Genomic DNA, 23,608 nt, shown 5'->3' with positions numbered 1-23,608 from the left:
GGAGCTTTTCAGGTTTACTCTTTATCCTGATAGGGATCAGGATAGCCAAGCTGTCCAAGAATTTCCGTCTCCAGAGACTCCATTTCTTCGGCTTCCTGATCATCAATGTGATCATAGCCAAGCAAGTGAAGTGTGCCATGAACCATCATATGAGCCCAGTGGGAATTGAGACTTTTTTTCTGTTCAATGGCTTCCTGCTCAACAACAGGGACGCAGATAACCAGATCCCCCAGTAAAGGCAGCTCCAGTTCGGCAGGAAGGTCGGAAGGAAAGGACAGAACATTGGTCGGCCCCTCCTTGCCCCGCCATTGCCGATTAAGCTCGGCCCCTTCTTCTGCATCGACGATCAGGAGGCTGATTTCAGCTTCCTGACGGTGCTGGCCAACCGCTGCAGCAGCCCACTTCTCCAGTTCACTCTGTTCGGGAAGCTGTGAGCTGGTGCTGTTAATCATCACATCAATATGAACCGTGGCCATTACTGCACGCCTTTGGATGATGAGGAGTCTTCAGTCGAGCCAGAGTCTCGAGCTTCTGGAGTGGACGCTTTTTTTGCTGGCCGGGAACCTTTACCTGCTGACTGCTCCTGGGTCAATTTGTCAAAGCGGTCATAGGCCTGAACAATCCGTTGTACCAGAGGGTGGCGAACCACATCTTTGGCGGTGAACCAGGTAAAGCCAATACCTTCGACACCTTTGAGGACTTCAATGGCACTGGCCAGGCCGGAGCGAGTTCCCCTGGGCAGGTCAACCTGAGTGATATCACCAGTAATGACAGCGGTAGAACCAAAGCCGATACGGGTCAGGAACATCTTCATTTGTTCTTGAGTGGTGTTCTGGGATTCATCAAGAATAATAAATGAATTATTCAATGTGCGACCACGCATATAGGCAAGAGGGGCAACTTCAATAACATTTTTCTCTATCAGTCGGTCAACCCGCTCAAAACCAAGCATTTCATAAAGGGCGTCGTAGAGAGGTCGCAAATAAGGATCGATTTTCTGGGACAGGTCTCCTGGCAGGAAGCCCAGCTTTTCTCCAGCTTCAACGGCAGGGCGGACCAGTAGGATGCGGCGGATCTGCTCTTCTTCCAGCGCCTGCACTGCAGCGGCAACCGCCAGGTAGGTTTTACCGGTACCCGCCGGCCCAATGCCGAAGTTGATATCGTGCTGCAGAATCGATTTTACATAGTTCTGCTGGTTAGGCCCCCGGGGAGTAATCAGGCCTTTACGGGTACGCAGAGAGATCAGTTTGTCTTCGGGCTCTTCATGTATCCATTCAATGGCAGATTCCTGCAGGAACAGGTGAACTGTGTTAGGGCTGAGTGGTTCGTCCTTGCCGGTTTCCCTGAAGAGGCGTTTTACTACCTCGCCCGCTACGTCAGCACGGTCATTATCGCCACTGATAGCAAAGGTATTACCACGGTGACGGATAGTAACTCCGAGCCGTTCTTCGATCTGTTTCAGGTGCTGGTTAAATTGTCCGCAGAGTTCAGCAAACCTCAGCGGTTCATCCGGCTCGAGAGAAAAGCGGCAGACGTTCTGGGAAGAGGCGTTGTGATCGAGAGCCTGTCCTTGTGTATTGGTATTCAAAATAAGCAATCAACCTGTAGAGAGTATGCTAACCTAGGTAGTCCATAGGGTACTGGCTAATTATTAATATATTCAGGACTCCTATGCTTGATGTTTTGTCTCAAGTGAAATTTCGCGGGGACAATTGTTTCTTAATAAGTCGTTAAAGTAAACCATCAGTTGTCGTTTTTGATCAGTAATAACCCTTGGTTTGAAGAGATAATGCTGTATCGCTATTTATTGTAAACAATGAATTATCCAGCCTCAAAGAAATTAAATTGTTTTTTAACCTTTTTGTACCGTCATTTTCTATTGGAAATGAGAGTCATTTATGTATGTAAAACTTTAATTTTTCGGAAAACGTTTAAATAAAGATATCAATGGGGAGAAAAGTTAATGGATTTTCATGCCGGTTTTAATGGCCATCCTGTTCAATATCAAAAAACATCTCAAAACCTTCAGCTCCAGTTTGAAGGTGATTTGAAACAAGAGAATGAAAAAAAACAGGGTGTTGGTCAGTTTGGTTTTCGTGAGGTTGCAATAGCGTTAAGGATTAACGTTTTTCATGATCCAGCTAAAAGTGAACCTTATATTGCTGGCAAGGTTGATATTGATCAGCGACAGGGTGTTTCTGTTCGGGCGATTATCCAATTAACTTGTAATAATAATGCTAATAACTTGGATGTTCAGGAGGTTTACCAAAAGTTGCTTTCTCAGCTTCCCTTCATGAAAGGAGAGATGGCGCCAGATCAATTGATGAGAAATATGTTGGTCGATGTCGACTCACATTATCTTAAACAAGGCTTTTTAAAAGTTCTTAAAAGCATGATGATGTCAAGTTTTCGAAATCCTTTGCAAAACAGAGAGCAATTTAACGCTATGCTTAAAAGGGTGCTCTCTCAATTTGATAACTGACTCATAGGTTAGCTTCAACCTTTCCAGTCATGAACTCAGACCAAAGTTGTTCCCAGCGCCCCTTACTCTGGATCAGTGCTCTTGTTGTCAAAAGCACTTCCGCTCCTGTTGCTTTCCACCTCATTCCAGAACCACATAATCGTTGCTTTACCAGAGTCTTACAAGCCGCTTCAGTAACTCCTGAACCTATTGGCCAATGGCGTTTAAGCGCCTGATGATAATTCATTAACTGGTGATTGTTTGTAAAATAGCTCACAGCTTTGTAGCGCTTCTCTGTCAGTGCGATTGTCTTTTTCGGGAGCTCGGCTGATTCAATTTCCTGAAGGATTTTTTTGGCTGCTCCACGCTTGTTTTTCAAACTATGTAGCCTGTCTTCAAGCCACTGGTGTCGCTTCGCCTTACTGGTTGGAAACAGTGCTTCCGCTGCTCCAGCTAAATATTCAGATGCATGATAAAAATCGAGTATCTGCCCAGAGGTATGTTGTTTCAAATAACTCCAGTTTTCTCTAGCCCCGTCAGCTACCCCGATGTATGTGGCATTTGGGTAGAGTCGTTTTAGATCTGCAATCTCCTCGTCGAGCTTGCTCATAAAGCTTTGTTTACCATACTCTGGCGAACTGGCTGTATATATCGTGTGGAGCCTGTCTCCATCTGCAGAATATAGGCTCAATGTCCCACACATGGCTTCCCTCCAGCCTTCTTCACAAAGCAGCATGCAGGTTCCATCCAGACCAATGGCTATTGTTTCAACAGGCTCTTTTAGTGGAGGAAGGTGGTAGTGAGTGTCTTGCTGGTCTTCAATTAATGCACCTACTCTGTCCGATAAATGCTTGATATAAGAATTTGAAAGCGTCCTTTGATGGTTGGTCTCAAAATCTTCTTTTACCGCAGGCGCTGGCATCTGGCTGTATTTCCAGGCGATAGACTTGGCAAATTTGGGGGTAGCTGAACCAATAATACCGGCACGAAGATCAAGTGCTGCCAGAGTACTGCCACCTCTGACACCCTGATATACGGAGCGCTCCAAAGGTATACGACCGTATAAGGTTTCATAGTGCTTAAGAACCTTTCCTTTGTAGTTCCACTTCTGCTGATTAACGACGATAGGTTCTTTATTGGGTGATTCAAATAGCCCCAATAACTCTTTTGTTCCAAGCTGCCCGGCTTCATTGAGTGCACGCTGTAAACTATCTTCAAGATTCAGCATGTTGCCTGAATCTATAGAAACTTCAATTTGCAAAACGATGCTTTTGGTAGAGCTGGAAATAACAGAAGCGGGCATGACAGTTAACTATTATGAGTGGTGTTCCCATAGTAGCTGTGAAAATAGAGCACTATTGTTTCAATCATTCAGAGAGAGCACCCGCTTAAAACTGATCAGCTTGATGATCACTCCTTACGGCAGTTGCTATCTACCGTTGAAAAAAAATGATGGCGGCTCCTGAAGAAATTCTACAGTTAATTGGACGTTCATTGAGCGCATTAAGATTTATTTCAAGCCGCTCTAGAGAAATTTTCCTGTTGTTTTTTTTAGAAACGCTTAATTTTGCACGTGCATCTTCAGGAGAGAGTGAGGAATACTTTTACAATAAACTAAATGGTTGGAATCCATATATTGAACATGGAAAGCCTATTACTCCACTTCAGTGTTTTAAAGCCGTAGAGTCTGCTATTGAGCACAACACTAGTACGCCCTGGCAAAACTACTTTATACCTTTTATAAGTGGTATTTTGGTAACGACCTTGGCTCAATGTTGCCTTAATGGCTGTATTGCATCATTGAAAGAACAAGTTAAAGAACGAAAAGTCAGCAGTTTAAGTCGTTGTAAAAACTTATCCTTAGCATGTGTATCTACTGTGACATGTAAGGTTCTTTGTAAGAAGAAGGACTTAGGTTCAAGGGATGCGTCCAATGTGGCAATTGAAACGACGTCTATGAAACAACAGGTGTCAGGGGCGAATCAAGAATCAGAAAAGCAGCGTTCAGGTTGGTCAGACTGGTATATTCCTGATTTAAGTTTCCTGTGGTCCTATATGAAAGGTAATGCCTCTACTACCACTTCGAAGGAAGCGGAGAGTGGGTTTCGATTTTGGAGAAGTCAGAACCCAGTTTAAAAACTGTGCTACTGATTCCAGAGAAAGTAAGTGGATAATTTGATAATAGGCCAGGCTATCTAAAATAGTAGGATCCAAGCTTATTAGAATTCATTCATGAGTAACGAATATTACACATGAACGAATTCAAACTGTTCATAAAAAAGTACCGCACTGCCAGGTTGGTGTCTGTAAACTCAACAGAATGAGAGTACGGTATCTTTATCTTTCCTTCATATTAATCTGTCGCAATGCTCAAACCGCTGCTTCCAGCTCTGAATCGATAAGAGTTCCACGCAGGGAATGAGGCAGAGCTTCAACAATTTCAACATCAGCAAAATGCCCAATCAACCGGGGATCTGTGCACTGGAAGTTTACGACCCGGTTGCACTCAGTTCGTCCTGAGAGCTGCCCCGGATCTTTCTTGGAGTATCCGGTCACCAGAATTTTCTGGGTACTGCCGACCAGACGGCGGCTGATCTGAATAACCTGCTGATTAATACGATTCTGCAGAATCTGCAGGCGCTGTTTCTTCACTTCCTCGGGAACATTGTCTTCCATGTCGGAGGCCGGAGTGCCTGGTCGTTTACTGAAGATAAAGCTAAAGGATGCATCAAAGCCCACTTCGGCAATCAGGTTCATGGTATCTTCGAAGTCCTGATCGGTTTCCCCAGGGAAGCCGACGATGAAGTCTGAAGAAAGCTTAAGGTCAGGGCGGATCACCAGCAACTGACGGATCTTTTTCAGGTAGTCTTCCGCAGTGTGTTCCCGCTTCATCATTTGCAGAACCCGGTCTGAACCACTTTGTACTGGCAGGTGCAGGTGGCTGACGAGTTCAGGGACTTCTGCGTAGACATTGACCAGGCTGTCCGAAAACTCCAGTGGATGAGAGGTGGTGAAGCGGATACGGTCAATCCCGTCAATGGCTGCCACCAGGGTGATCAATTCCGCCAGGTCACAGACTGTACCGTCGTGCTTTTCACCACGAAAGGCGTTTACGTTTTGCCCCAGCAGGTTGATTTCTCGAACGCCTTTTTCCGCCAGACCATAACATTCAGCAATAACATCATCCATCGGACGGCTGATTTCTGCACCACGGGTATAAGGCACGATGCAGTATGTGCAGTACTTGTCACAGCCTTCCATAATGGAAACGAAGGCCGTTGGACCATCGACACTGGGTTCTGGCAGACGGTCAAACTTTTCAATTTCCGGGAAGGTAACGTCAACAACAGGAATATGATTGGCCTTGCTGGCGTCAATCATTTCCGGCAAGCGGTGCAGGGTCTGTGGGCCAAATACGACATCCACCTGAGGCGCACGCTTGCGGATCTCATCACCTTCCTGGCTGGCTACGCAGCCGCCAACCCCAATGATCAGGTCCGGGTTCTTTTCTTTGAGTTTTCTCCAGCGACCCAGCTGGTGGAAGAGTTTTTCCTGGGCTTTTTCCCGAACGGAACAGGTGTTCACCAGCAGGACATCCGCTTCTTCCGGGTTGTCCGTCAGCTCCAGGGTATGGGTCTCACCGAGCAGATCGGCCATACGGGCGGAATCGTACTCGTTCATCTGACAACCGTGAGTCTTGATATACAGTTTTTTGCTCATTTCACACTTTACTGGCTTGTGCCTTAAAGGGCTCAAACCTGCAGCGAGGCTAAGCCTGTTGTTCGTAAACCGGGCATTATAGCTACCCTGCACCATGGAGGATAGTCAATGATAGGTCCGGTGAAACAGTGATTGCATAGGTCGGGTTGTGGTCATTGCAGAGTCTGGCCGTGGGATGACGAATAATCGACCCTGTCAGGTTTGTACATTTCCAGTGTATTTAAGCAAACCACTGCGGTCAGGCTTTGTGTTATGATCTGCGCCCAGTAATCCTATTGTCAGCTTAAGCCGAAAAACGCTTGGGCAGAATTAACGTGGTATTAGAACCTAATGGCGAAAACCCCCATTTTCCGTGTGATTTTTCAAAATCAGGGCGAAGTGTTTGAAATCTATGCCCGCCAGATCTTCCAGAGTGAGCTCTGGGGCTTCATAGAGGTTGAGGAGTTTGTCTTCGGTGAGCGCAGTCAGCTTCTGGTTGACCCGGGTGAAGAGAAGCTGAAAGCGGCCTTTGAGGGGGTTAAGCGCAGCTATATTCCTTTGAATACGATTATTCGTATTGATGAAGTGGAAAAGGAAGGTACGGGCAAGGTGTCTGAAGCAAAAGGGGATAATATTCGACCTTTCCCTGTGATGCCGCATATTCCCAGCAGGGACTGATACAAATATCCTAAGGTGAGCATGCAGCCTTGATGCTGCTGCGTGCTCATACTCACTTGATTTTCTGTAACTATTCAGCACCCTTCATATAAATCTGGAATTTTCTGATTTTTCGACCATCATCTTATACTCAATTTTTCTAACAAATCTCCAGTATGGAACCAGACTTCCCAGCTACTCCGTTTACCGAAGCTCTCCTTAAAGAGAATGAAGAGCTTCGGACCGAGAATGCGCTTTTACGGGAACGTTGCAGCGAACTGGAAGAAAGGGTTATAGGACTTTCGCATTGACAGGCAGCTGTAAAAATTGCTAGATCAGCAAAAAATAGCGGATGTCGTCGTGCGTAGAAAGATAACAAGACCTACAACAGCTGGGTGTGATTTGCCGAAATATACAGGGTTTCTATTGTGTGAGCCGAAATCAGCAACCTGTACTCGCCTTAGTGAGATCGGAGATATGTCACACCACAGCGTTAACCGTTTTCTACAACGTGAAGACTTTGCTCCCAATGACCTTTTCATGGAAGTAGCCGCAAGGCTGATTCTTGATGGGGGCACGCTATCGGTTGATGATACGGTGCTGGATAAGCCGTACAGTAACTACACGGCATTCATCGGCTATCATTACTCGGGCAAGCATCATAAAGCCGTCAAGGGCATTAATCTCATAACGCTCTATTACACCGATATCAAAGGCTATAGCCTTCCTGTCAATTTCCGTATCTATGACTCTGCGGACGGAAAGTCCAAAAATGATTATTTTCTCGAGATGCTGAAAGAAGTACTTGTATGGGGCTTACGACCTGCATTTGTTACGGGGGATTCCTGGTATAGCAGTGCCGCAAACCTGAAGACTGTGAAAAACAACGGTCTGGGTTTTATGTTTGCCGTTAAAAGCAACCGTACTGTTTCTATCCAAAAGGGTGACTACCAACAAGTGCAGAGCCTGGAGATTCCTGAAGAGGGAATAACCGTTTGGCTACGTAATTTTGGTTCTGTGCGTTTGTACCGGACGCGGCTAAAAAACGAGCTGCGCCATTACGTCGTCTACACACCCCATGCTGGATCAGAGGTATCACCACAGGTAGGCTTTAATGAACTTCACCTGCACCATTGGGCGATCGAAGAGTATCACCGGGCGCTGAAACAACTCTGCAGTATTGAGCGCTTTCAGGTGAGAGGAAAGCAGCAGGTCAGGAACCATATTTTTGCCTCTATCTTTGGGTATGCCTGCCTTCAGGCCAAGAAAGTATCTGAATCTCTCAGTAGCATCTATCGCGTTAAGAATGATGCGCTCAAGGATGCTATTTGGGACTTCATTAAGAGCTTCTCTGATGGTAAAGACTGGCTGAGACCATCTTTTATCAGAGCTGTCAATGCGTAAGTTCTAGGTTAATAAAAACAGTCAAAACAGTAGTAAGCCACCATCGTCAGATGGTTATCAAAAGCCCAGTAAAAAAGGGAGTGATAAAGGTGATACATCTTCCAAAGAAGCCCCCTGCTCCTCACAGGAAACACCGAACCCCAAAAGCCTTAGACCATCTTCAGGCAATAAACCAGGTGGCCAGAAAGGTCATCAAGGCTCTTGTTTGAGACGTGTCGCCTTACCCGATTATGTCAGGCATCTGAAGGTTGAAAAATGTTGCTGTTGCCAGTCTTCGCTTATCGATATTAAACCCACCAAATACATTGAGCGACAGGTTTTTGATCCAGGTAGACCCGGAGAATTTGAAGTTACCGCGTACTGGGCAGACGTTAAAGTATGTCCTTGTGGTAAACGGAACACCGCTGAGTTTCCCCAAGGAGTGAAAGCCGCTGCTCAATACGGAGAAGTGACTCAGGCAATGGCTGTTCATTTAAACCAGTATCACTTCATCCCATATCACCGGGTGTCTGAGTATTTCAATACTATTTATTGCATGAGTGTCAGCGCAGGCTCTGTTGCCAATTTTGTTGCCTATACCCATGAGAACCTGGCCTCTACTGAGCAGAGTATCCGCGATGCTTTACAAGAAAGTCCGGTTGCAGGAGCGGATGAAACTGGCATGCGGGTTGACGGTTCACTGTGGTGGTTACACATTATGCGAGATGACCAATGGACGCTTTACTACCTCTCAGAAAGGCGAGGTTGTGAAGCAATGGATGCAATGGGCATCCTGCTGACTTTTGCAGGCATTCTGGTTCACGATCATTGGAAGTCCTACTTTGCCTATGCGGCAGTGCATGTGCTTTGTAATGCCCATCATCTGAGAGAGCTTCAGGGAGTTGTCGATAGGGATGCGAATAAGCTGGCTCTGCGGCTGATGAAATTGCTTACGCTCTCCTGGCACTTCTGCAAGAAATACAAAGCAGCCGGTCTGACTCAAATGCCTGGTGCAATACAGCTTCGCATTGAGACGATATACGACCAAATCCTTCAAAGGGCTCTCACGAAGGAAACCGCTTATATGGAAAAACAACGACAGGTGCTTGGACGTAAGAAGGTCAGGAATACCAAGGCCTACAACCTGTTCAAAAGGCTTATTGAGTTTAAGGTTGAAACGTTGCGCTTCATGTCGGACTTTTCAATTCCCTTCGATAACAATGGCAGTGAACGTGATGCCAGGATGGCCAAACTTAAGCAGAAGATCTCAGGCTGCTTCAGAAGCGAAGACGGAGGTACCATGTTTACCCGAATCCGAAGCTATTTATCATCTGCTAAAAAGCAGGGGTTGAACATATTTCAGGCGCTTCTTAAAGCGGTTCGAAATTACAACAATACGCCTTTGCTGGGTGCTGAATAGTTACGATTTTCTTAAGTGGTAGGACCATATATCTGCCTTTATTATTCCTAATAGTCCGTAACTAGTCTGAAACATTTTGAATTGAACCATTTGATTGGGGGAGTTTATCTCTTCTAGGACTTTCGCATTGACAGGCAGCTGTAAAAATTGCTAGATCAGCAAAAAATAGCGGATGTCGTCGTGCGTAGAAAGATAACAAGACCTACAACAGCTGGGTGTGATTTGCCGAAATATACAGGGTTTCTATTGTGTGAGCCGAAATCAGCAACCTGTACTCGCCTTAGTGAGATCGGAGATATGTCACACCACAGCGTTAACCGTTTTCTACAACGTGAAGACTTTGCTCCCAATGACCTTTTCATGGAAGTAGCCGCAAGGCTGATTCTTGATGGGGGCACGCTATCGGTTGATGATACGGTGCTGGATAAGCCGTACAGTAACTACACGGCATTCATCGGCTATCATTACTCGGGCAAGCATCATAAAGCCGTCAAGGGCATTAATCTCATAACGCTCTATTACACCGATATCAAAGGCTATAGCCTTCCTGTCAATTTCCGTATCTATGACTCTGCGGACGGAAAGTCCAAAAATGATTATTTTCTCGAGATGCTGAAAGAAGTACTTGTATGGGGCTTACGACCTGCATTTGTTACGGGGGATTCCTGGTATAGCAGTGCCGCAAACCTGAAGACTGTGAAAAACAACGGTCTGGGTTTTATGTTTGCCGTTAAAAGCAACCGTACTGTTTCTATCCAAAAGGGTGACTACCAACAAGTGCAGAGCCTGGAGATTCCTGAAGAGGGAATAACCGTTTGGCTACGTAATTTTGGTTCTGTGCGTTTGTACCGGACGCGGCTAAAAAACGAGCTGCGCCATTACGTCGTCTACACACCCCATGCTGGATCAGAGGTATCACCACAGGTAGGCTTTAATGAACTTCACCTGCACCATTGGGCGATCGAAGAGTATCACCGGGCGCTGAAACAACTCTGCAGTATTGAGCGCTTTCAGGTGAGAGGAAAGCAGCAGGTCAGGAACCATATTTTTGCCTCTATCTTTGGGTATGCCTGCCTTCAGGCCAAGAAAGTATCTGAATCTCTCAGTAGCATCTATCGCGTTAAGAATGATGCGCTCAAGGATGCTATTTGGGACTTCATTAAGAGCTTCTCTGATGGTAAAGACTGGCTGAGACCATCTTTTATCAGAGCTGTCAATGCGTAAGTTCTATCTTCTTAATTTCAATGGAGATTTATGTGGATTCATGTAGAGATGCTTTAAATGCCTGGAAAGGGTTTCCAGAGGTTGGTGGGCATCAAGAAATTGATGGTCAGCCTTCTGTTAGTGCGAGTCAGGTATTTGGGCATGATGTGCATACTGTAGAGGCTGTTCAGCCAACCATAATTGCTTGTGACTTTGAATTATCCGGTCAATGTAACCCATCACCTTACCCCTGCTGTCCAAGTCTAAATGGGCTGCCGGTTGATAGTGAAGAAAATAGCAGTTTGCCTGCTAAAACAAGAATTCAAGCGGTTATGAGGGTATTTGGGACAGAACATCCTTGCTACTTATTTAAAGATATTTGTTCCTATGCCGGTGACCTCTATGGTTCATTCAATAGAGAATCTCCTCTTTTGACTGTTAGTCAGACTTATAATTATCTATTTTCCCTGATTTTGGCCTATCAGTATTCTGGTGATATAGAGTCGGTCAATAAGCTAATTTCTGAATTAGAAAAGCTTGATAACAGAAACGGTCAACTGGGTTATTATTTAAGAGTCATAGAATTATATCATGAGCTTTCATGTCGGGGCCCATCTGGAATTGATTATGAAAGTGTGCAGGAGCTTTATGAATTAGTTAAAGAAACCTGCTTCTTTCCTGCAGCATGGCTTCTTATTAAGATGGCAGTTCGACCTGAATACTGCCTGTTTTCTCCATTTTTTATTCCCAAATTATTGTCATTGTTTGATTATAAGTACGAGCCTTCCATGCTGATTCAGGTGTTTGCTCTGTCTCCACGGGATATTTATACCGTTACATATAAATTAGAGCAGTTGCAGTGTTTAGGGGGGATCGAAGGAGAGGATCAGATCTTACTGATTTTTGCCTCTATTTTAAGAAAAGAGCCATTGGTAAATGACATACCCCAGGTCAAAGATGGTGACTTTCAACTCTCAGCGAGCTTTATGAGAAAGTTCTATAAAGAATGGTGGAATATCACGGCTTGCCAGACAAGGGAGGGAAAAAAAAGAATTTCTGAAGCAAAAAATCTGGGGTATGGGCAGTTTTGTGAGGTGTTTAAAGAGCAGGGTGCCAAGGTTAAACTTTCAAGACGAAAATTCCAAAATACGATAGGAAGCCTTAGAAATCGACAACAGGGTGAGGTTTTTTTATGGTCTACCTTTAATCAGTATCGGCAGGAGATTGAGGGTAAGCCTGCACCACCGCTGATGACGGGATTTATAGAGTTGACTTTGTCTCTTGCTTATCAGAGTTCAGTCGATTTCAGAAAGTCTCCTTTAAAGTCCGCCATCTATTTAATAAAAGCCTCTGAAACGGGCAGTTTTCCTCTGTTGCGAAAAGACGCCGGAGATATTTATCTTAGGTATGGTAATTTTCAAAAAGCGTTTGAGCAGTATCGATTGTTAAGGGAGCATCAGGGGATATCAGGACCGCTTAAGTCTAAGCTTGATCGGCTAATTGATATTTGTGAGTGTAATCTTCCTGTTGAAGAAGAGCCTGCTCTCCCGGAAACGTCATCTGCTAGAAACCATAAGAAAAATGGTAAGAAAAAAAAAGGAAAACGACCTTCAACGTCAAACCAAAGGGAAGTTCAGACTGCTCGTAATTTAAGTAAACCGTTTGAAGAAGCTTCTTCTTCAAGCTCTAAAGTTCCAGAGAAGGAGAAAGTAAAGTCTGTTGGTGCAAGTCGGCAGAAAGACATTTTACTAAAAGAGACAGTCGATTCTGAAGAAAGTGTTCTTCCGTCTGGCTCTGTTGTTAAGAGAGATGACAGTAAAAGAAGAGTGTCTGATATTGCTCAGCCTGAAGTGACTCAGCATGCTCCTTTAAAAGCGACGCCGTCACGAAAAGGTGAACTCACACCATTTCCACCCAAAGCAGGGCAGTTCAGTGATTTTCATCCTTTGATAAGAGCGTTTCTGAATGAAGTTAATGGCTATAGGGATAACGCTGATTTGGTTGCAGAAAAGCAGTGCATTGAACGTTGCTTGGAGCAATGTGAGATCTATGGCCGTGTTTGTGAAGATGCAGCCTGGTTCTATCTCCGACAGGTTATTACGCCAGTTCAGCTTGAGTATATCTTGCTTGAGGCTGATCATAAGATGTTACCAGCAGATACCACATCAGTTGACCTTAAAATAGATGATTTACTTAATCTGTCCTCAGACTGGACAGGCAGGGCAGCAGCATGTTATCTGGATGAGCCAATGGAGAGGCGGGTAACACCTGAAAAATTAAAAGAGAAAATTTGTCGCTACCGTCACTCTGTTCATAAAAAGAAGGGATATATAGTGGACAAGCGTTTGCGCTCAATATGTTCCGCTTATGGCCATAACTTTTCCGAAAGGGCTGGTATTACAAGGTCTGGAAAAATGAAAAAACTGTACATGGAGAGAGCGCGTCAATTTTTTGATTTAAAGCCCGTTGCAGACCCATCTTATGGGCTGGAAAGCCATGCTGACGCGTGCGGTGAATTTCATGGCAGAAATGTTAAATCTCATTTCTCTTTGTCTGAACAACAAGCAGGTGCAAGAACGAGCTAGGATGCCTTTGTTGCAAAAAGGGGGAAGTGACTGGAGGTTGTGGATATCTGTTGATTCAGATACCCACAAAGCACAGATCAAACCAGGTTAGCCTATTTGGGTATTCTGATAACGGCATTTAAAGAGTAGATACAGGCCGCTGCTGAGTAGAAGGTTGCCAAGTCCAATCAAGTACCGGAATAAATCCAGCCTGAGATAGCCAGCGAGTGTGCCCTCGGTACCGATGATCAGCGCACCGGTGAAATAGCTGGCAACAGAAGCAATGATCAGCCATTTCGGACCAGACTCTACCGATGAGCGTAATAGCAGATATAACGCGAAAATCAGCAGCACAGCCATTTGCAGGTCACGGTATATGATGTCTACACCGTACCATCGAGATACTTCGTAAACGACGCATACCCCCAATATCAATCTGCCCCAGGCTGCCCGGCTCCAGCTACTGACAGTGACACCAAGACAGGTGGCAATTCCTGTCAAAGGGGGGGCAAGAAACATCGCGGCATTAACCAGCATTTCGTGAGGACCGGACCAGGCACTGGATATACCATAGCGCAGGCTGCCGGTAATGGAGGCCAGCGCCATGAGCAGAAAGCCCAGAAGCGCTGCAGTGGCAGAGAATCGATGCACTTCTGCAAAAGCTTTTTGCTGTGCCATCAAAAAGACAGCAAATAAACAGGCAAACGCCAGTACAGCATCGGAAATGGCCAGAGAACTCATTGTTTGCAATACGGTGTAACCATTGGATTATTTTCTATCGATAGATAACGAGCGAGTTAGACGTATTGATTGGCGTCATTCCTCGCTCTCTATCTGCTGATTCAGCTCAGAGACGGGCAAATGCTTTTTCCGCTGCCTTCAGTGTGGCGTCCAGCTCTGCCTGACCATGGGCAATGGAAATGAATCCAGCCTCAAATGCTGAGGGCGCCAAGTATACGCCATTATCCAGCATGCCGTGGAAGAATTTGGCATAGCGGTCAGTATCACAGGCCATCACTTTGGCGAAACAGTCCACATTTTGCTGCTCTGTGAAAAGTAGACCAAACATGCCGCCTACCTGAGATGTAGTGAACGGAATACCCGCGATTTCTGCTTTCTCCTTCAGGCCTTGCAGTAGCGCTGCGGTTTTCTCAGTCAGGGCTTCATGAAAGCCATGGGTAGAGAGGTTCTCCAGCGTTGCCAGACCCGCAGCCATGGCCAGAGGGTTACCGGAAAGTGTTCCAGCCTGATAAACAGGGCCCAGTGGCGCCAGATGTTCCATAATGTCCCTTCGACCACCAAAAGCACCCACTGGCAGGCCTCCGCCAATAATTTTACCCAGTGTGGTCAGGTCAGGCTTTACGCCGTAATAGGCTTGTGCTCCACCGAGAGCAACACGGAATCCCGTCATAACCTCATCAAATATAAGAACCGTGCCGTACTCATCACACAGCTTACGTAATCCTTCCAGAAAACCAGGGGCCGGTGGGATACAGTTCATGTTGCCGGCCACAGGTTCAATAATGATGCAGGCAATTTCATTTCCTACCTGCTTGAAGGTGTCTTCAACCTCGGTAAGATTGTTGTAGGTCAGAGTGATGGTTTTTTCGGCGAGCGCGGCCGGAACCCCCGGAGAGTTAGGTACACCCAGCGTCAGCGCTCCAGAGCCAGCTTTTACCAGCAGGGAGTCGGAGTGACCATGGTAGCAGCCCTCAAACTTGACGATGCGGTCACGCCCGGTAAAACCACGAGCCAGGCGAATGGCACTCATGGTCGCTTCAGTACCGGAATTGACCATGCGCAGAAGTTCCATTGAAGGAACCATCTCCCGTACCATCTTGGCCAGCCGGGTTTCCAGTTCAGTTGGCGCACCAAAGCTCAAGCCGGCAAGTGCCTGATCGCGCACAGCCGCGATCACATCCGGGTGATTATGACCCAGGATCATAGGTCCCCATGAGCCGATGTAGTCAATATAGTCCCGGCCATCCACATCATAGAGGTGCGCACCGCGGGCCTTTTTGAAAAAGATGGGCTTGCCGCCAACTCCTTTAAACGCTCTGACCGGTGAGTTTACCCCCCCGGGAATAATCGTCTGGGCATCTTCAAAAAGTTCTTCAGAACGAGACATGGTGGCAATTCCTTAATGTATGCTGTGCAGATTAAACTCGATGTTATAGCAGCAATAATTTATTTTGCGATTGCGGGATGTTAGACAGCTTCACGCTGCTTATCATTAAACAGAGCCATAAAGTTCTCGGAACGATCCCGGATATTCTGTGCTGCAAACAGGTTGTTGACGACGGCAACCATGTCAGCCCCAGCTGAAATTACGTCAGGCGTGTTGTCCAGCGTAATACCTCCAATAGCGACGATTGGCAGGTCAAACATTTGTCGAGCTTCTGTAAGAATGGAAAGATCAGCATTTTTTGCATCGGGTTTGGTTCGGGAAGGGAAAAACTTACCAAAGGCAATGTAGTTAGCACCCTGCGCAACAGCGGTTTGTGCTTTTTCAAGAGAGTTTTCACAGCTGATACCAATAATGGCGTAATCACCCAGGCGCTCTCTGGCGTAGGCAAGACTTTCATCCTGCTGGCCAAGATGGACTCCATCGGCTTCTACATCAAGGGCTAGCTCGACATCATCGTTGATGATCAGCATGGCCTGGTATTGGTGGCAGAGAACCTTCAGTGCTCCAGCCTGCCGCAGCCTCTTTCCAGCATCAAGGCTTTTATCGCGGTATTGAAGTACTTTCATACCGCCCATCAAAGCCTGCTCTACTGTCTCGATCAGAATTCTGTCATCGGGTTGCAATTGACTATCGGTAACACCGTACAGGCCGTGAAATCTATGCATGGTCCATACCCAATTATTAAATAACCGGCAGAGTATACCAGTTTATTGTCCTTGTCTTTAAGGGACGCCCAATATTAGCCATGAGACCAGTTTTTATTACTTACCGTTTTAAAAGGTTTGCTAACACAGGTCAGGCTTTGCCTGTAGAGAGGCAGAGTCAATGGCAGTCTTCTCAATTTCTGATGGTTCGCTTTCAATGGCTTCAGGTTTTGCTTCACCCACTGAGCAGAGAATACCGGCAACCGTATTGCCAACCACGTTAGTGACGGTACAACCAGCATCGGTAATCCGGTCGGTAGCAAGAATGATCGCCATGGCTTCAACCGGAAGCCCCATGGTGTGTAACAGTACACCGGTAGAGACTGCTGCTCCGCCAGGTATACCGCCAGTAGCAACGGCCAGAAGAAAGGTGGTGAATCCCATGGTGCCCATTTCCAGCAGGGTCAGATCCACATGCCAGGCATTGGCTACAAACAGAGCGGCAACGGTCATATAAATGGCTGAGCCTGACATATTGATGGTCGCTCCCAGGGGGACAGTGAAGCCCGCGATATGTTCCGGGACTTTGAATTTTTCGATCAGTGTCTGGTACGTAATCGGGATGGAAGCATTAGAGCTGGCGGTAGAGAGGGCAAACATGACCTGTTCACGGGTGTGGCGGATAAACACCATCGGGGATCGTTTAATGACCAGCCCAATCAATATCGGATAAATGACAAATAGCCAGAGGCTCATAATAAGCAGGCAGGTCACCACATAGGAAAGCACACTTAAAATGCTGCTGCCGTTTAATGTGGCGGCCAGTTTGGCGGTGAGAAAGAAAACACCATAGGGTGCCAGGCTCATGACCATGCCAATGAGTTTCATCATGACACTGTTCGCCAGGGAAAAGGCATTGCTGACGCTGTGCGTTTCATGGTTTTCCAGTTTCTTTATGGCGACACCGGTAATGATTGCCATAAAGAGAATCTGCAGGATATTGCCTTCCACTACCGCCTGAAAAGGGTTCACCGGAACGACATTAACAATCATATTCAACAGGGAGGGCAATTCAGACTGACCGGAACGAACCAGTTGATCAACGTGACCCAGATTGGCCCCGGTGCCTGGTGCAATCATCAGGGTGATGATAATCGCTGACAGAATGGCAAAGAAGGTGTTACCCAGATAAATCCCAAATGTTTTCGCACCCAGCCGACCAACCTGTGTAATGTCATTAAGGCTGCAAACGGCATGGACAATGGAGACAAAAATCAGGGGGACAACCAGCATTTTTATCATTGCCACGAACATCACGCCTACGGCGTGAAAGAGGCCACTGACCAGGTATTCCTGAATGAGGCCTTCGGGGGAGGAGACCAGCTGGATAAGGATACCCGAGACCATACCCAGTATCAGGGCGATCAGTATCTGAGGGGCTAGATTTTTCTGCATCATACACTCTCCACTCATCGTAAAAGTGAAACGGCTCTGCTAACAATGCCCCCATTACTCACTTGGAACGTTTTATCAGGAACAAGTTCCCGCTTGAGGTGAAATTTTGGTGTTTTTTTGGGATAAATCATTATTTTAGATGAAAATTGTCGAATTTCCTGATGGTGCCTGAAATCAAGGGGGCGGAGGGTACTTAACGAGATTTGGAAGGATTTACACGGGGGGGAGTGCATGGCAGTCGTGGCAATATAGAGGTTGCAAGCGCTTTATCTGCCTCCACCACTATTGTGGCTTAACAAAAGTGGGGCTGTCAGAAGCCAGAAAAGCATTTCAGTAATTATTCGCTGCTACTGTTGTCAAACCTTGTTTTGGAGACGAGCCATGCCATCACAATGCCTCGATATCAGCCCTGAAGTTTCGAAAGCCCTGGCCAGGGGGCAGCCCGTGGTTGCATTGGAATCGACCATTCTGAGTCATGGTATGCCCTGGCCTGAGAATGTTGAAACTGCTCATGCCGTGGAAAAAATCATTCGCGATGCTGGTGCTGTGCCTGCTACCACGGCCATTTTGAAGGGGCGTCTGAAAGCAGGCCTTTCAGAAGCAGAAATTGACTATATCGGAAGCCACAGTCAGGGGATGCATAAAGCCAGTCGACGGGACTTACCCTGGCTGATGGCCAAGGGCGAGAATGGCACCACCACGGTTGCATCCATCATGATCATTGCCGCAAAGGCCGGAATTCGTATTTTTGCTACCGGCGGTATTGGTGGTGTTCACCGTGGTGCCCAGGAAACCTTTGATATCTCTGCAGACTTGCAGGAGCTGGCCAGAACGCCGGTGGCGGTAGTCTGTGCAGGACCCAAGATTATTCTGGATCTTGGGTTGACGATGGAATATCTGGAAACCATGGGGGTTACCGTCGTTGGTTACGGTACGCATAAGCTGCCTGGCTTCTACGTCCGGGAAACACAATGGGCGGTAGACTGTCGTGCAGACAGTTCGGTAGAGGTAGCTAATATTCTTCGTGCCCGTTGGTCGCTTGGAGTCGATGGTGGTGTATTAATTACCAACCCGGTTGAGAAGTCGCAGTCACTGACCCTGGAGGAAGTGGAAGTGATTATGGAAGGGGCTCTTCAGGACATGGCGTCGGAGGGGGTGACAGGAAAAGCCATTACCCCCTGGCTGATTAAAAGGCTACATGAAGCAACCAGAGGACGATCACTGGCGACAAATATTGAGTTGCTGAAAAACAATGTCCAGCTGGCAGCTCAAATTGCCTGCGATTATTGCTGAACAGAAAAGAGTGGTCACAGATCAGTTGACTACTCTTTTTCTTGATTACCAGATTTCAGGCTTATTCATTGCCTCGACGCATTGTGGTTTACCATCGATTGGCTCAATCTCCTTACTGACCAGTGACTGGCCTAACCAACCTTCCGGGTGGGACAAAGGCAGTGGCGCCTTGATCACGGTTTCACTGACAGGTTTAAATCCTGTGCGCGAGTAATAATTGGGGTCGCCGTAAGTGAATACCAACTCAGTGCCATTGTCTTTTAATGTGCTCAGACCAAAATTGATTAATGCCTGACCTGAGCCTTTACCCTGATGATCAGTGCTGACCGCAACGGGAGACAGCAGAAAGGCATCAATACCGCTGTCAAAGGTTAACCGGGAAAAGATGATGCAGCCTGCAACCTGCTCACCAGGGTGTCGACTAGGATCCCGGGCCACAAAAACAAAGAGGTCATTGTTGTCCGTTGTATTCATTAGCTCATAGGCCAGGTTACCGACCATGATTCCTTCCGCTTCGCTTTCTGAAACAGTAAATGTCCTGGTAAATAGATTTCTGATCTCGTCAATTTCGCCTGGGTTATAAACTGAAAACTCCACGTTTCCATACCTCCAAATCAATTACATTTTTTCTGAGCGCTGTAGCACAAACATTTGATAGCCATACTGCCCAAGGTAGTTGTGGTAAATGTTCAGCTCGGTCTGTATATCTCTCAATGCAGCGGAGTCAGCCATTTCGTCTTTCAAGTCATTGACCCGCATCTCAAGAGGTTCGTAGTAGGCTTGCCAGGCCTGCTTGCTTAAGGCAAAACTGTCAATTACCCGGTAGCCTGCTGCCATTGACTGTTGTAAACGTTCTTCTGCCGTTACCAGGTCTGGGTACTCTTTTTCCCAGAAAGCCCTGACATCTTCTTCTGGCGTCGGGGTTTGCCAGACCAGGTCGCTGATGACCAGCACTCCGTCTTGTTTCAACAGGTTGCGCCACTGCTTCAGTGCGTTGGTGGCTCCCATTACATAGGCGCTGCTCTCGGCCCAGATAAGGTCAAAGCTCTCTGGTTCAAAAGGCAGATCCGTCATACTGGCACAACGGGTGGTGATGCGTTCGGCCACACCAGTCGCTCTGGCTCGATCCATCAGGCGGTTTAATGCCGGTTCATCATTATCAACGGCTGTGATATGCGCATTGTAGTTCTGAGCCAATACTGTTGTGGCGATACCTCTACCACAGCCCAGTTCAAGAATGGCTTTTGGGGATACGGGTACTTGTGCCAGGGCTTTCAGGGTTTCTGCTTCTGAGCCTGGTCCCCATCGGTCTAGCGTGTCAAAAACACGCATGAAATCGGCCATATACGCTTGATGACTGTTCATATCTTTTGATAACCACTTCAATCGCAGGGCGTTTTTCTCATCAAAACCCTGTTTTTTTAACCAATCCAGATGGGCGTCAGGTGCAATTTTATCGACCTGCTCATGCCATGCAGTAAGCTCACCTTCACCCAGCAGGGCAGCCAGTAACTGTCGTGACTGCTGCTTTTGGGCAATCTCTTCATCAAGCTGATGGAGTCGGTTGAGAAGTACTTGCCGTTCAACTTTGGCATCGAGGCAGGCCTGACACTCTTTCAGCGTTAATCCGCCAGCCTGTAGCTGTTGGATCAGGTGGAGCCGCTGGACATCTCGATCACTGTAGATGCGATAGCCATTAGCCTGCCGCTTGCCTTTGATCAGTCCAATCTTCTCGTAATAGAGGAGTGTGGCTCGAGACAAACCAACCTGTTCAGCCAGTTCGGATATTCGATACATTCATGTGCGCCTGACTCACTCTGGATGGCAGGCAAGATAAACTATGAAGCTATAGTCAGGTCAAGCGATGTGTTGAAGAAAAACAATTCAGGTGAGTAGCAGTGAACTGGCAATGGTTAGCATGGTCAGGCCCACAAAGAATTCCAGAAACTTCCATGACTTCGGGTTTTGAAACAGAGGGCTGAGAAGCCTTGCGCCATAGCCAAGACTAAAGAAGAATGTGAAGGAGGCGGTGATGGCTCCCAGCGTAAACTCCAGTTGCTGTCCTTCATACTGGGTTGAGATGGAACCCAGAAGTACTACGGTATCCAGATAAACATGAGGATTCAGCCAGGTAAACGCCAGGCAGACAGCCATGGTCTTCCATATCGACCGGGGAACACTGGCATTTTCATCAAGGGCATGGGTTTCCGTAAAGGCAGAGCGAAAGCTCAATAGGGCATAGGCAATAAGAAAAGCAGCGCCCCCATAGCGGGCAAAAACCTCAATTTCCGGGAACTGCTCAACGACCACACCAAAGCCAGCAACGCCCAGAGAGATCAGCAGTGCGTCGGAAAATGCACAGAGCAGACAGACCAGAAAGACATAGTGTTTTTTTATTCCCTGCTTCAGAACAAAGGCATTTTGAGAGCCAATTGCCAGGATTAGTGACAAGCTGAGAGAGAAACCGGAAAGATATGCAGACAACGTAACAACCTGTTTTAGAAATTTTTATTGGATCAGTAAGCGTACTTTGACAGGAAATCATAACAGACGAAAAGCCGATGGCTGAAATGAAATACTGAGACTATTCTTGAGCCTTTCTCGATGGGATGGGTTGTCATGCGATTTCAAAATAAAGTTGTGATTGTCAGTGGTGGCTCTTCGGGGATTGGCTTGGAAACAGGGCAAAGGCTATCTGGTGAAGGAGCCAGAGTGTATAACCTGGATATTGTTGAGTCAGAAGCCGTAGGCTCAAAATTTATTCACTGTGATGTGTCCAGCTTTGACCAGATTCAGAATGCTGTGCAAAGTGTCATAGCTGCTGAAGGAAAAATTGATGCTCTCTTTGCCAATGCCGGCATTCATAAATTTGGAACGATTGAAGAGACTGCTATTGAAGATATGCAGAAAGTCATCAGTATTAATTGTTTCGGTATCTTCTACCTGTTAAAAGCAGTGCTTCCAGTAATGAGAAAACAGGAGAGTGGATCCATTCTGCTTATGGGGTCGGACCAGTCTTTTGTTGGTAAGGGTAGCAGTTCTGTCTATGGTATGAGTAAAGGTGCCATCGCCCAGCTTACAAAAAGCACTGCTATTGATTATGCATCCTTTAATATCCGGGTGAATTGTATCTGCCCGGGAACGTGTGAAACCGGCATTCTGAAAAAGGCAGTTACCGAATATAACCAGCTGAGTGGAGTCAGTGAATCAGAAATTATGGATATGCTTGAAGGTGCCCAGCCGATTAAGAAAATTGCCAAACCCGCTGAAATTGCCAGTCTGGCCTGTTACCTATTGTCTTCAGAAAACAGCTTTATGACCGGAGCACTGGTTCCGATTGATGGTGGGTATACCTGTCAGTAGTCTCTTTTTTCAGGCATTAGCGCTGATTAGGTATCATGGCGTAGCGGGAGATGGTTATGTATTCCAACTCCCATGACTCTATTTTTTTTTACAGCAAAGTCTGCTGATCTGGAAATAAGGCATAAAAGGTTATTTTCTGTATAAAGGCTATGGCGTTTCCACAGCCTATTCAAATATATCGATCAGGGGGGGATTATTTCTCCGCAACTGATAACACAATCTTCCCGGTATGCTTCTTCTGAAGAAACACTTCCTGAGCTTCCGCAATTTGCTCCAGTGGGAAAGTATGTGCGACCACCGGTTTGATATCACCTGCTTCAATATGGTGAACCAGATTGGCAAAAACCTCCGGCTCAAGTACGGTGCAGCCAAAGAAGCTTAAGTCTTTTAAATACAGTGTTCGCAGATCAAGCTCAACAAGAGGGCCTGCAATAGCACCGGCTACGGCATAGCGGCCACCAGACTTCAATACTTCAAGAAGCTCTCCCCACTGATTGCCTCCCACCAGGTCGATCACCACGTCCACACTGTTGCTGCCCAGGGCATCGATCACACTGTCAGAGCGTGAAATGGTTTTTGAGGCGCCAATCTTCAGAAGTTCTTCGGATTTCTCCGGGCTGGTAATGGCGATAACACGCGCCCCCCGGGCTTTGGCAAGCTGTACTGCTGCGGAGCCAACGCCACCGGACGCACCGGTTACCAGAACGGTATCTCCCGTCTTAACGTTGGGCTTGGTCAACAGGTTTTCCGCAGTTGAGTATGAGCAGGGAAAGGAGGCAAGTTCAACAGCCGTTAAGGCGCTGGAAATCTTATAAGCGTGTCTGGATGCGACGGTTGTGTACTCTGCAAACCCTCCATCACACTCAGCACCAAAGTACCAGGGGTTAGTCAACGTTTTACCGTCTTTCTCACGCAGGCAGGGTTCGATTAACACTCTTTCGCCGATACGTGCAGCACTGACGCCCGGACCGACTGCTACGATCACGCCACAGACATCGGCACCCTGTATTCTGGGAAAGTGGAATGCTTCACCGGTCCAGCCTGCGTCCTCTTCATGATCCCCGGACTTGGAATACCAGCCGGTTCTGATATTGATATCGGTATTGTTGACACCTGCCGCATAAACCTGGATCAGTACTTCTCTATCACCTGGTACTGGAATGGGAAGGTTGTTCCGATATTCCAGCTGTTCAGGTCCGCCATGCCCAGTGAGAATAACGCCACTCATTTTTTCGGGTAACTGAGACATCTTACTTCCCGTTAATTATTCAGTTTTGA

General features: G+C 46.8%; 22 protein-coding genes. 10 read left to right on the top strand and 12 right to left on the bottom strand.

Annotated features, from left to right (window positions below; all coding sequences use genetic code 11):
* Positions 1-14: 14 nt before the first annotated feature.
* Complete coding sequence (gene ybeY / locus ACOCLE_RS15770) at positions 15-476, bottom strand: rRNA maturation RNase YbeY (protein ID WP_419533280.1); 462 nt, start codon at positions 474-476, stop codon at positions 15-17.
* Positions 476-1,588 carry a PhoH family protein gene (locus ACOCLE_RS15765; RefSeq protein ID WP_419533279.1) on the bottom strand — a complete coding sequence of 371 codons (1,113 nt, stop codon included), beginning with the start codon at positions 1,586-1,588 and terminating at the stop codon, positions 476-478. The genes ybeY and ACOCLE_RS15765 overlap by 1 nt, the downstream gene beginning before the upstream one ends.
* 375 nt (positions 1,589-1,963) lie before the next feature.
* Here ACOCLE_RS15765 and ACOCLE_RS15760 point away from each other — a divergent pair, with 375 nt between their 5' ends.
* Entirely contained in the window at positions 1,964-2,482 is a 519-nt protein-coding gene (locus ACOCLE_RS15760) for a hypothetical protein (RefSeq protein ID WP_419533278.1), read from the top strand.
* A gap of 1 nt (position 2,483) precedes the next feature.
* Here the strand turns inward: ACOCLE_RS15760 and ACOCLE_RS15755 are convergent, their stop codons facing one another.
* Positions 2,484-3,764, bottom strand: coding sequence for an ISKra4 family transposase (locus tag ACOCLE_RS15755; protein ID WP_419532972.1), 1,281 nt, complete (start codon positions 3,762-3,764; stop codon positions 2,484-2,486).
* A 146-nt stretch (positions 3,765-3,910) separates the two neighbouring features.
* Here ACOCLE_RS15755 and ACOCLE_RS15750 point away from each other — a divergent pair, with 146 nt between their 5' ends.
* The gene (locus ACOCLE_RS15750) at positions 3,911-4,597 is read left to right on the top strand and encodes a hypothetical protein (protein WP_419533277.1); all 687 of its coding nucleotides are present in this window, start codon (positions 3,911-3,913) and stop codon (positions 4,595-4,597) included.
* A 234-nt stretch (positions 4,598-4,831) separates the two neighbouring features.
* Here ACOCLE_RS15750 and miaB read toward each other — a convergent pair whose 3' ends face one another.
* Positions 4,832-6,181 carry a tRNA (N6-isopentenyl adenosine(37)-C2)-methylthiotransferase MiaB gene (miaB, locus tag ACOCLE_RS15745; RefSeq protein WP_419533276.1) on the bottom strand — a complete coding sequence of 450 codons (1,350 nt, stop codon included), beginning with the start codon at positions 6,179-6,181 and terminating at the stop codon, positions 4,832-4,834.
* A 330-nt stretch (positions 6,182-6,511) separates the two neighbouring features.
* On the opposite strand from miaB, the gene ACOCLE_RS15740 reads away from it, so the two are divergent.
* From ACOCLE_RS15740 to ACOCLE_RS15715, 6 genes are all read left to right on the top strand, one after another.
* Positions 6,512-6,838, top strand: coding sequence for a DUF1820 family protein (locus ACOCLE_RS15740; RefSeq protein WP_419533275.1), 327 nt, complete (start codon positions 6,512-6,514; stop codon positions 6,836-6,838).
* A 155-nt stretch (positions 6,839-6,993) separates the two neighbouring features.
* On the top strand, positions 6,994-7,128 hold the full coding sequence (locus ACOCLE_RS15735) for a hypothetical protein (protein WP_419533274.1): 135 nt from the start codon (positions 6,994-6,996) through the stop codon (positions 7,126-7,128).
* A 49-nt stretch (positions 7,129-7,177) separates the two neighbouring features.
* On the top strand, positions 7,178-8,221 hold the full coding sequence (locus ACOCLE_RS15730; protein WP_419533005.1) for a transposase: 1,044 nt from the start codon (positions 7,178-7,180) through the stop codon (positions 8,219-8,221).
* A gap of 205 nt (positions 8,222-8,426) precedes the next feature.
* Positions 8,427-9,620, top strand: coding sequence for an IS66 family transposase (gene tnpC / locus ACOCLE_RS15725; protein WP_419533273.1), 1,194 nt, complete (start codon positions 8,427-8,429; stop codon positions 9,618-9,620).
* Between the two features lie 180 nt (positions 9,621-9,800).
* Entirely contained in the window at positions 9,801-10,844 is a 1,044-nt protein-coding gene (locus ACOCLE_RS15720) for a transposase (protein WP_419533005.1), read from the top strand.
* A gap of 32 nt (positions 10,845-10,876) precedes the next feature.
* The gene (locus ACOCLE_RS15715) at positions 10,877-13,408 is read left to right on the top strand and encodes a hypothetical protein (RefSeq protein ID WP_419533272.1); all 2,532 of its coding nucleotides are present in this window, start codon (positions 10,877-10,879) and stop codon (positions 13,406-13,408) included.
* A gap of 87 nt (positions 13,409-13,495) precedes the next feature.
* On the opposite strand, the gene ACOCLE_RS15710 is transcribed toward ACOCLE_RS15715, so the two are convergent.
* The 4 genes from ACOCLE_RS15710 to ACOCLE_RS15695 all read right to left on the bottom strand — a co-directional run bounded on the left by ACOCLE_RS15710 (position 13,496) and on the right by ACOCLE_RS15695 (position 17,677).
* Positions 13,496-14,128, bottom strand: coding sequence for a hypothetical protein (locus ACOCLE_RS15710; RefSeq protein ID WP_419533271.1), 633 nt, complete (start codon positions 14,126-14,128; stop codon positions 13,496-13,498).
* Between the two features lie 106 nt (positions 14,129-14,234).
* On the bottom strand, positions 14,235-15,515 hold the full coding sequence (hemL, locus tag ACOCLE_RS15705) for a glutamate-1-semialdehyde 2,1-aminomutase (protein WP_419533270.1): 1,281 nt from the start codon (positions 15,513-15,515) through the stop codon (positions 14,235-14,237).
* Between the two features lie 80 nt (positions 15,516-15,595).
* Positions 15,596-16,240 carry a thiamine phosphate synthase gene (gene thiE / locus ACOCLE_RS15700; RefSeq protein WP_419533269.1) on the bottom strand — a complete coding sequence of 215 codons (645 nt, stop codon included), beginning with the start codon at positions 16,238-16,240 and terminating at the stop codon, positions 15,596-15,598.
* Positions 16,241-16,360: 120 nt separating this feature from the next.
* Positions 16,361-17,677, bottom strand: coding sequence for a dicarboxylate/amino acid:cation symporter (locus tag ACOCLE_RS15695; protein ID WP_419533268.1), 1,317 nt, complete (start codon positions 17,675-17,677; stop codon positions 16,361-16,363).
* Positions 17,678-18,055: 378 nt separating this feature from the next.
* Between ACOCLE_RS15695 and ACOCLE_RS15690 the strand changes: the two genes are divergently transcribed.
* Entirely contained in the window at positions 18,056-18,967 is a 912-nt protein-coding gene (locus ACOCLE_RS15690) for a pseudouridine-5'-phosphate glycosidase (RefSeq protein ID WP_419533267.1), read from the top strand.
* Between the two features lie 45 nt (positions 18,968-19,012).
* On the opposite strand, the gene ACOCLE_RS15685 is transcribed toward ACOCLE_RS15690, so the two are convergent.
* The 3 genes from ACOCLE_RS15685 to ACOCLE_RS15675 all read right to left on the bottom strand — a co-directional run bounded on the left by ACOCLE_RS15685 (position 19,013) and on the right by ACOCLE_RS15675 (position 21,451).
* Positions 19,013-19,564, bottom strand: coding sequence for a GNAT family N-acetyltransferase (locus tag ACOCLE_RS15685; RefSeq protein ID WP_419533266.1), 552 nt, complete (start codon positions 19,562-19,564; stop codon positions 19,013-19,015).
* Between the two features lie 21 nt (positions 19,565-19,585).
* On the bottom strand, positions 19,586-20,764 hold the full coding sequence (locus ACOCLE_RS15680) for a MerR family transcriptional regulator (RefSeq protein WP_419533265.1): 1,179 nt from the start codon (positions 20,762-20,764) through the stop codon (positions 19,586-19,588).
* A gap of 87 nt (positions 20,765-20,851) precedes the next feature.
* Positions 20,852-21,451, bottom strand: a complete 600-nt coding sequence (locus ACOCLE_RS15675) for a LysE/ArgO family amino acid transporter (RefSeq protein ID WP_419533264.1) — start codon at positions 21,449-21,451, stop codon at positions 20,852-20,854.
* Positions 21,452-21,586: 135 nt separating this feature from the next.
* On the opposite strand from ACOCLE_RS15675, the gene ACOCLE_RS15670 reads away from it, so the two are divergent.
* The gene (locus ACOCLE_RS15670) at positions 21,587-22,330 is read left to right on the top strand and encodes an SDR family NAD(P)-dependent oxidoreductase (protein WP_419533263.1); all 744 of its coding nucleotides are present in this window, start codon (positions 21,587-21,589) and stop codon (positions 22,328-22,330) included.
* A 193-nt stretch (positions 22,331-22,523) separates the two neighbouring features.
* Here the strand turns inward: ACOCLE_RS15670 and ACOCLE_RS15665 are convergent, their stop codons facing one another.
* Complete coding sequence (locus ACOCLE_RS15665) at positions 22,524-23,579, bottom strand: alcohol dehydrogenase family protein (protein WP_419533262.1); 1,056 nt, start codon at positions 23,577-23,579, stop codon at positions 22,524-22,526.
* Between the last annotated feature and the right edge of the window lie 29 nt (positions 23,580-23,608).

Source organism: Endozoicomonas sp., assembly GCF_965196975.1.
Taxonomy (GTDB): domain Bacteria; phylum Pseudomonadota; class Gammaproteobacteria; order Pseudomonadales; family Endozoicomonadaceae; genus Endozoicomonas.
The sequence above is the reverse complement of the archived record's forward strand: the minus strand, read 5'-3'. Positions and strand labels throughout refer to the sequence as shown.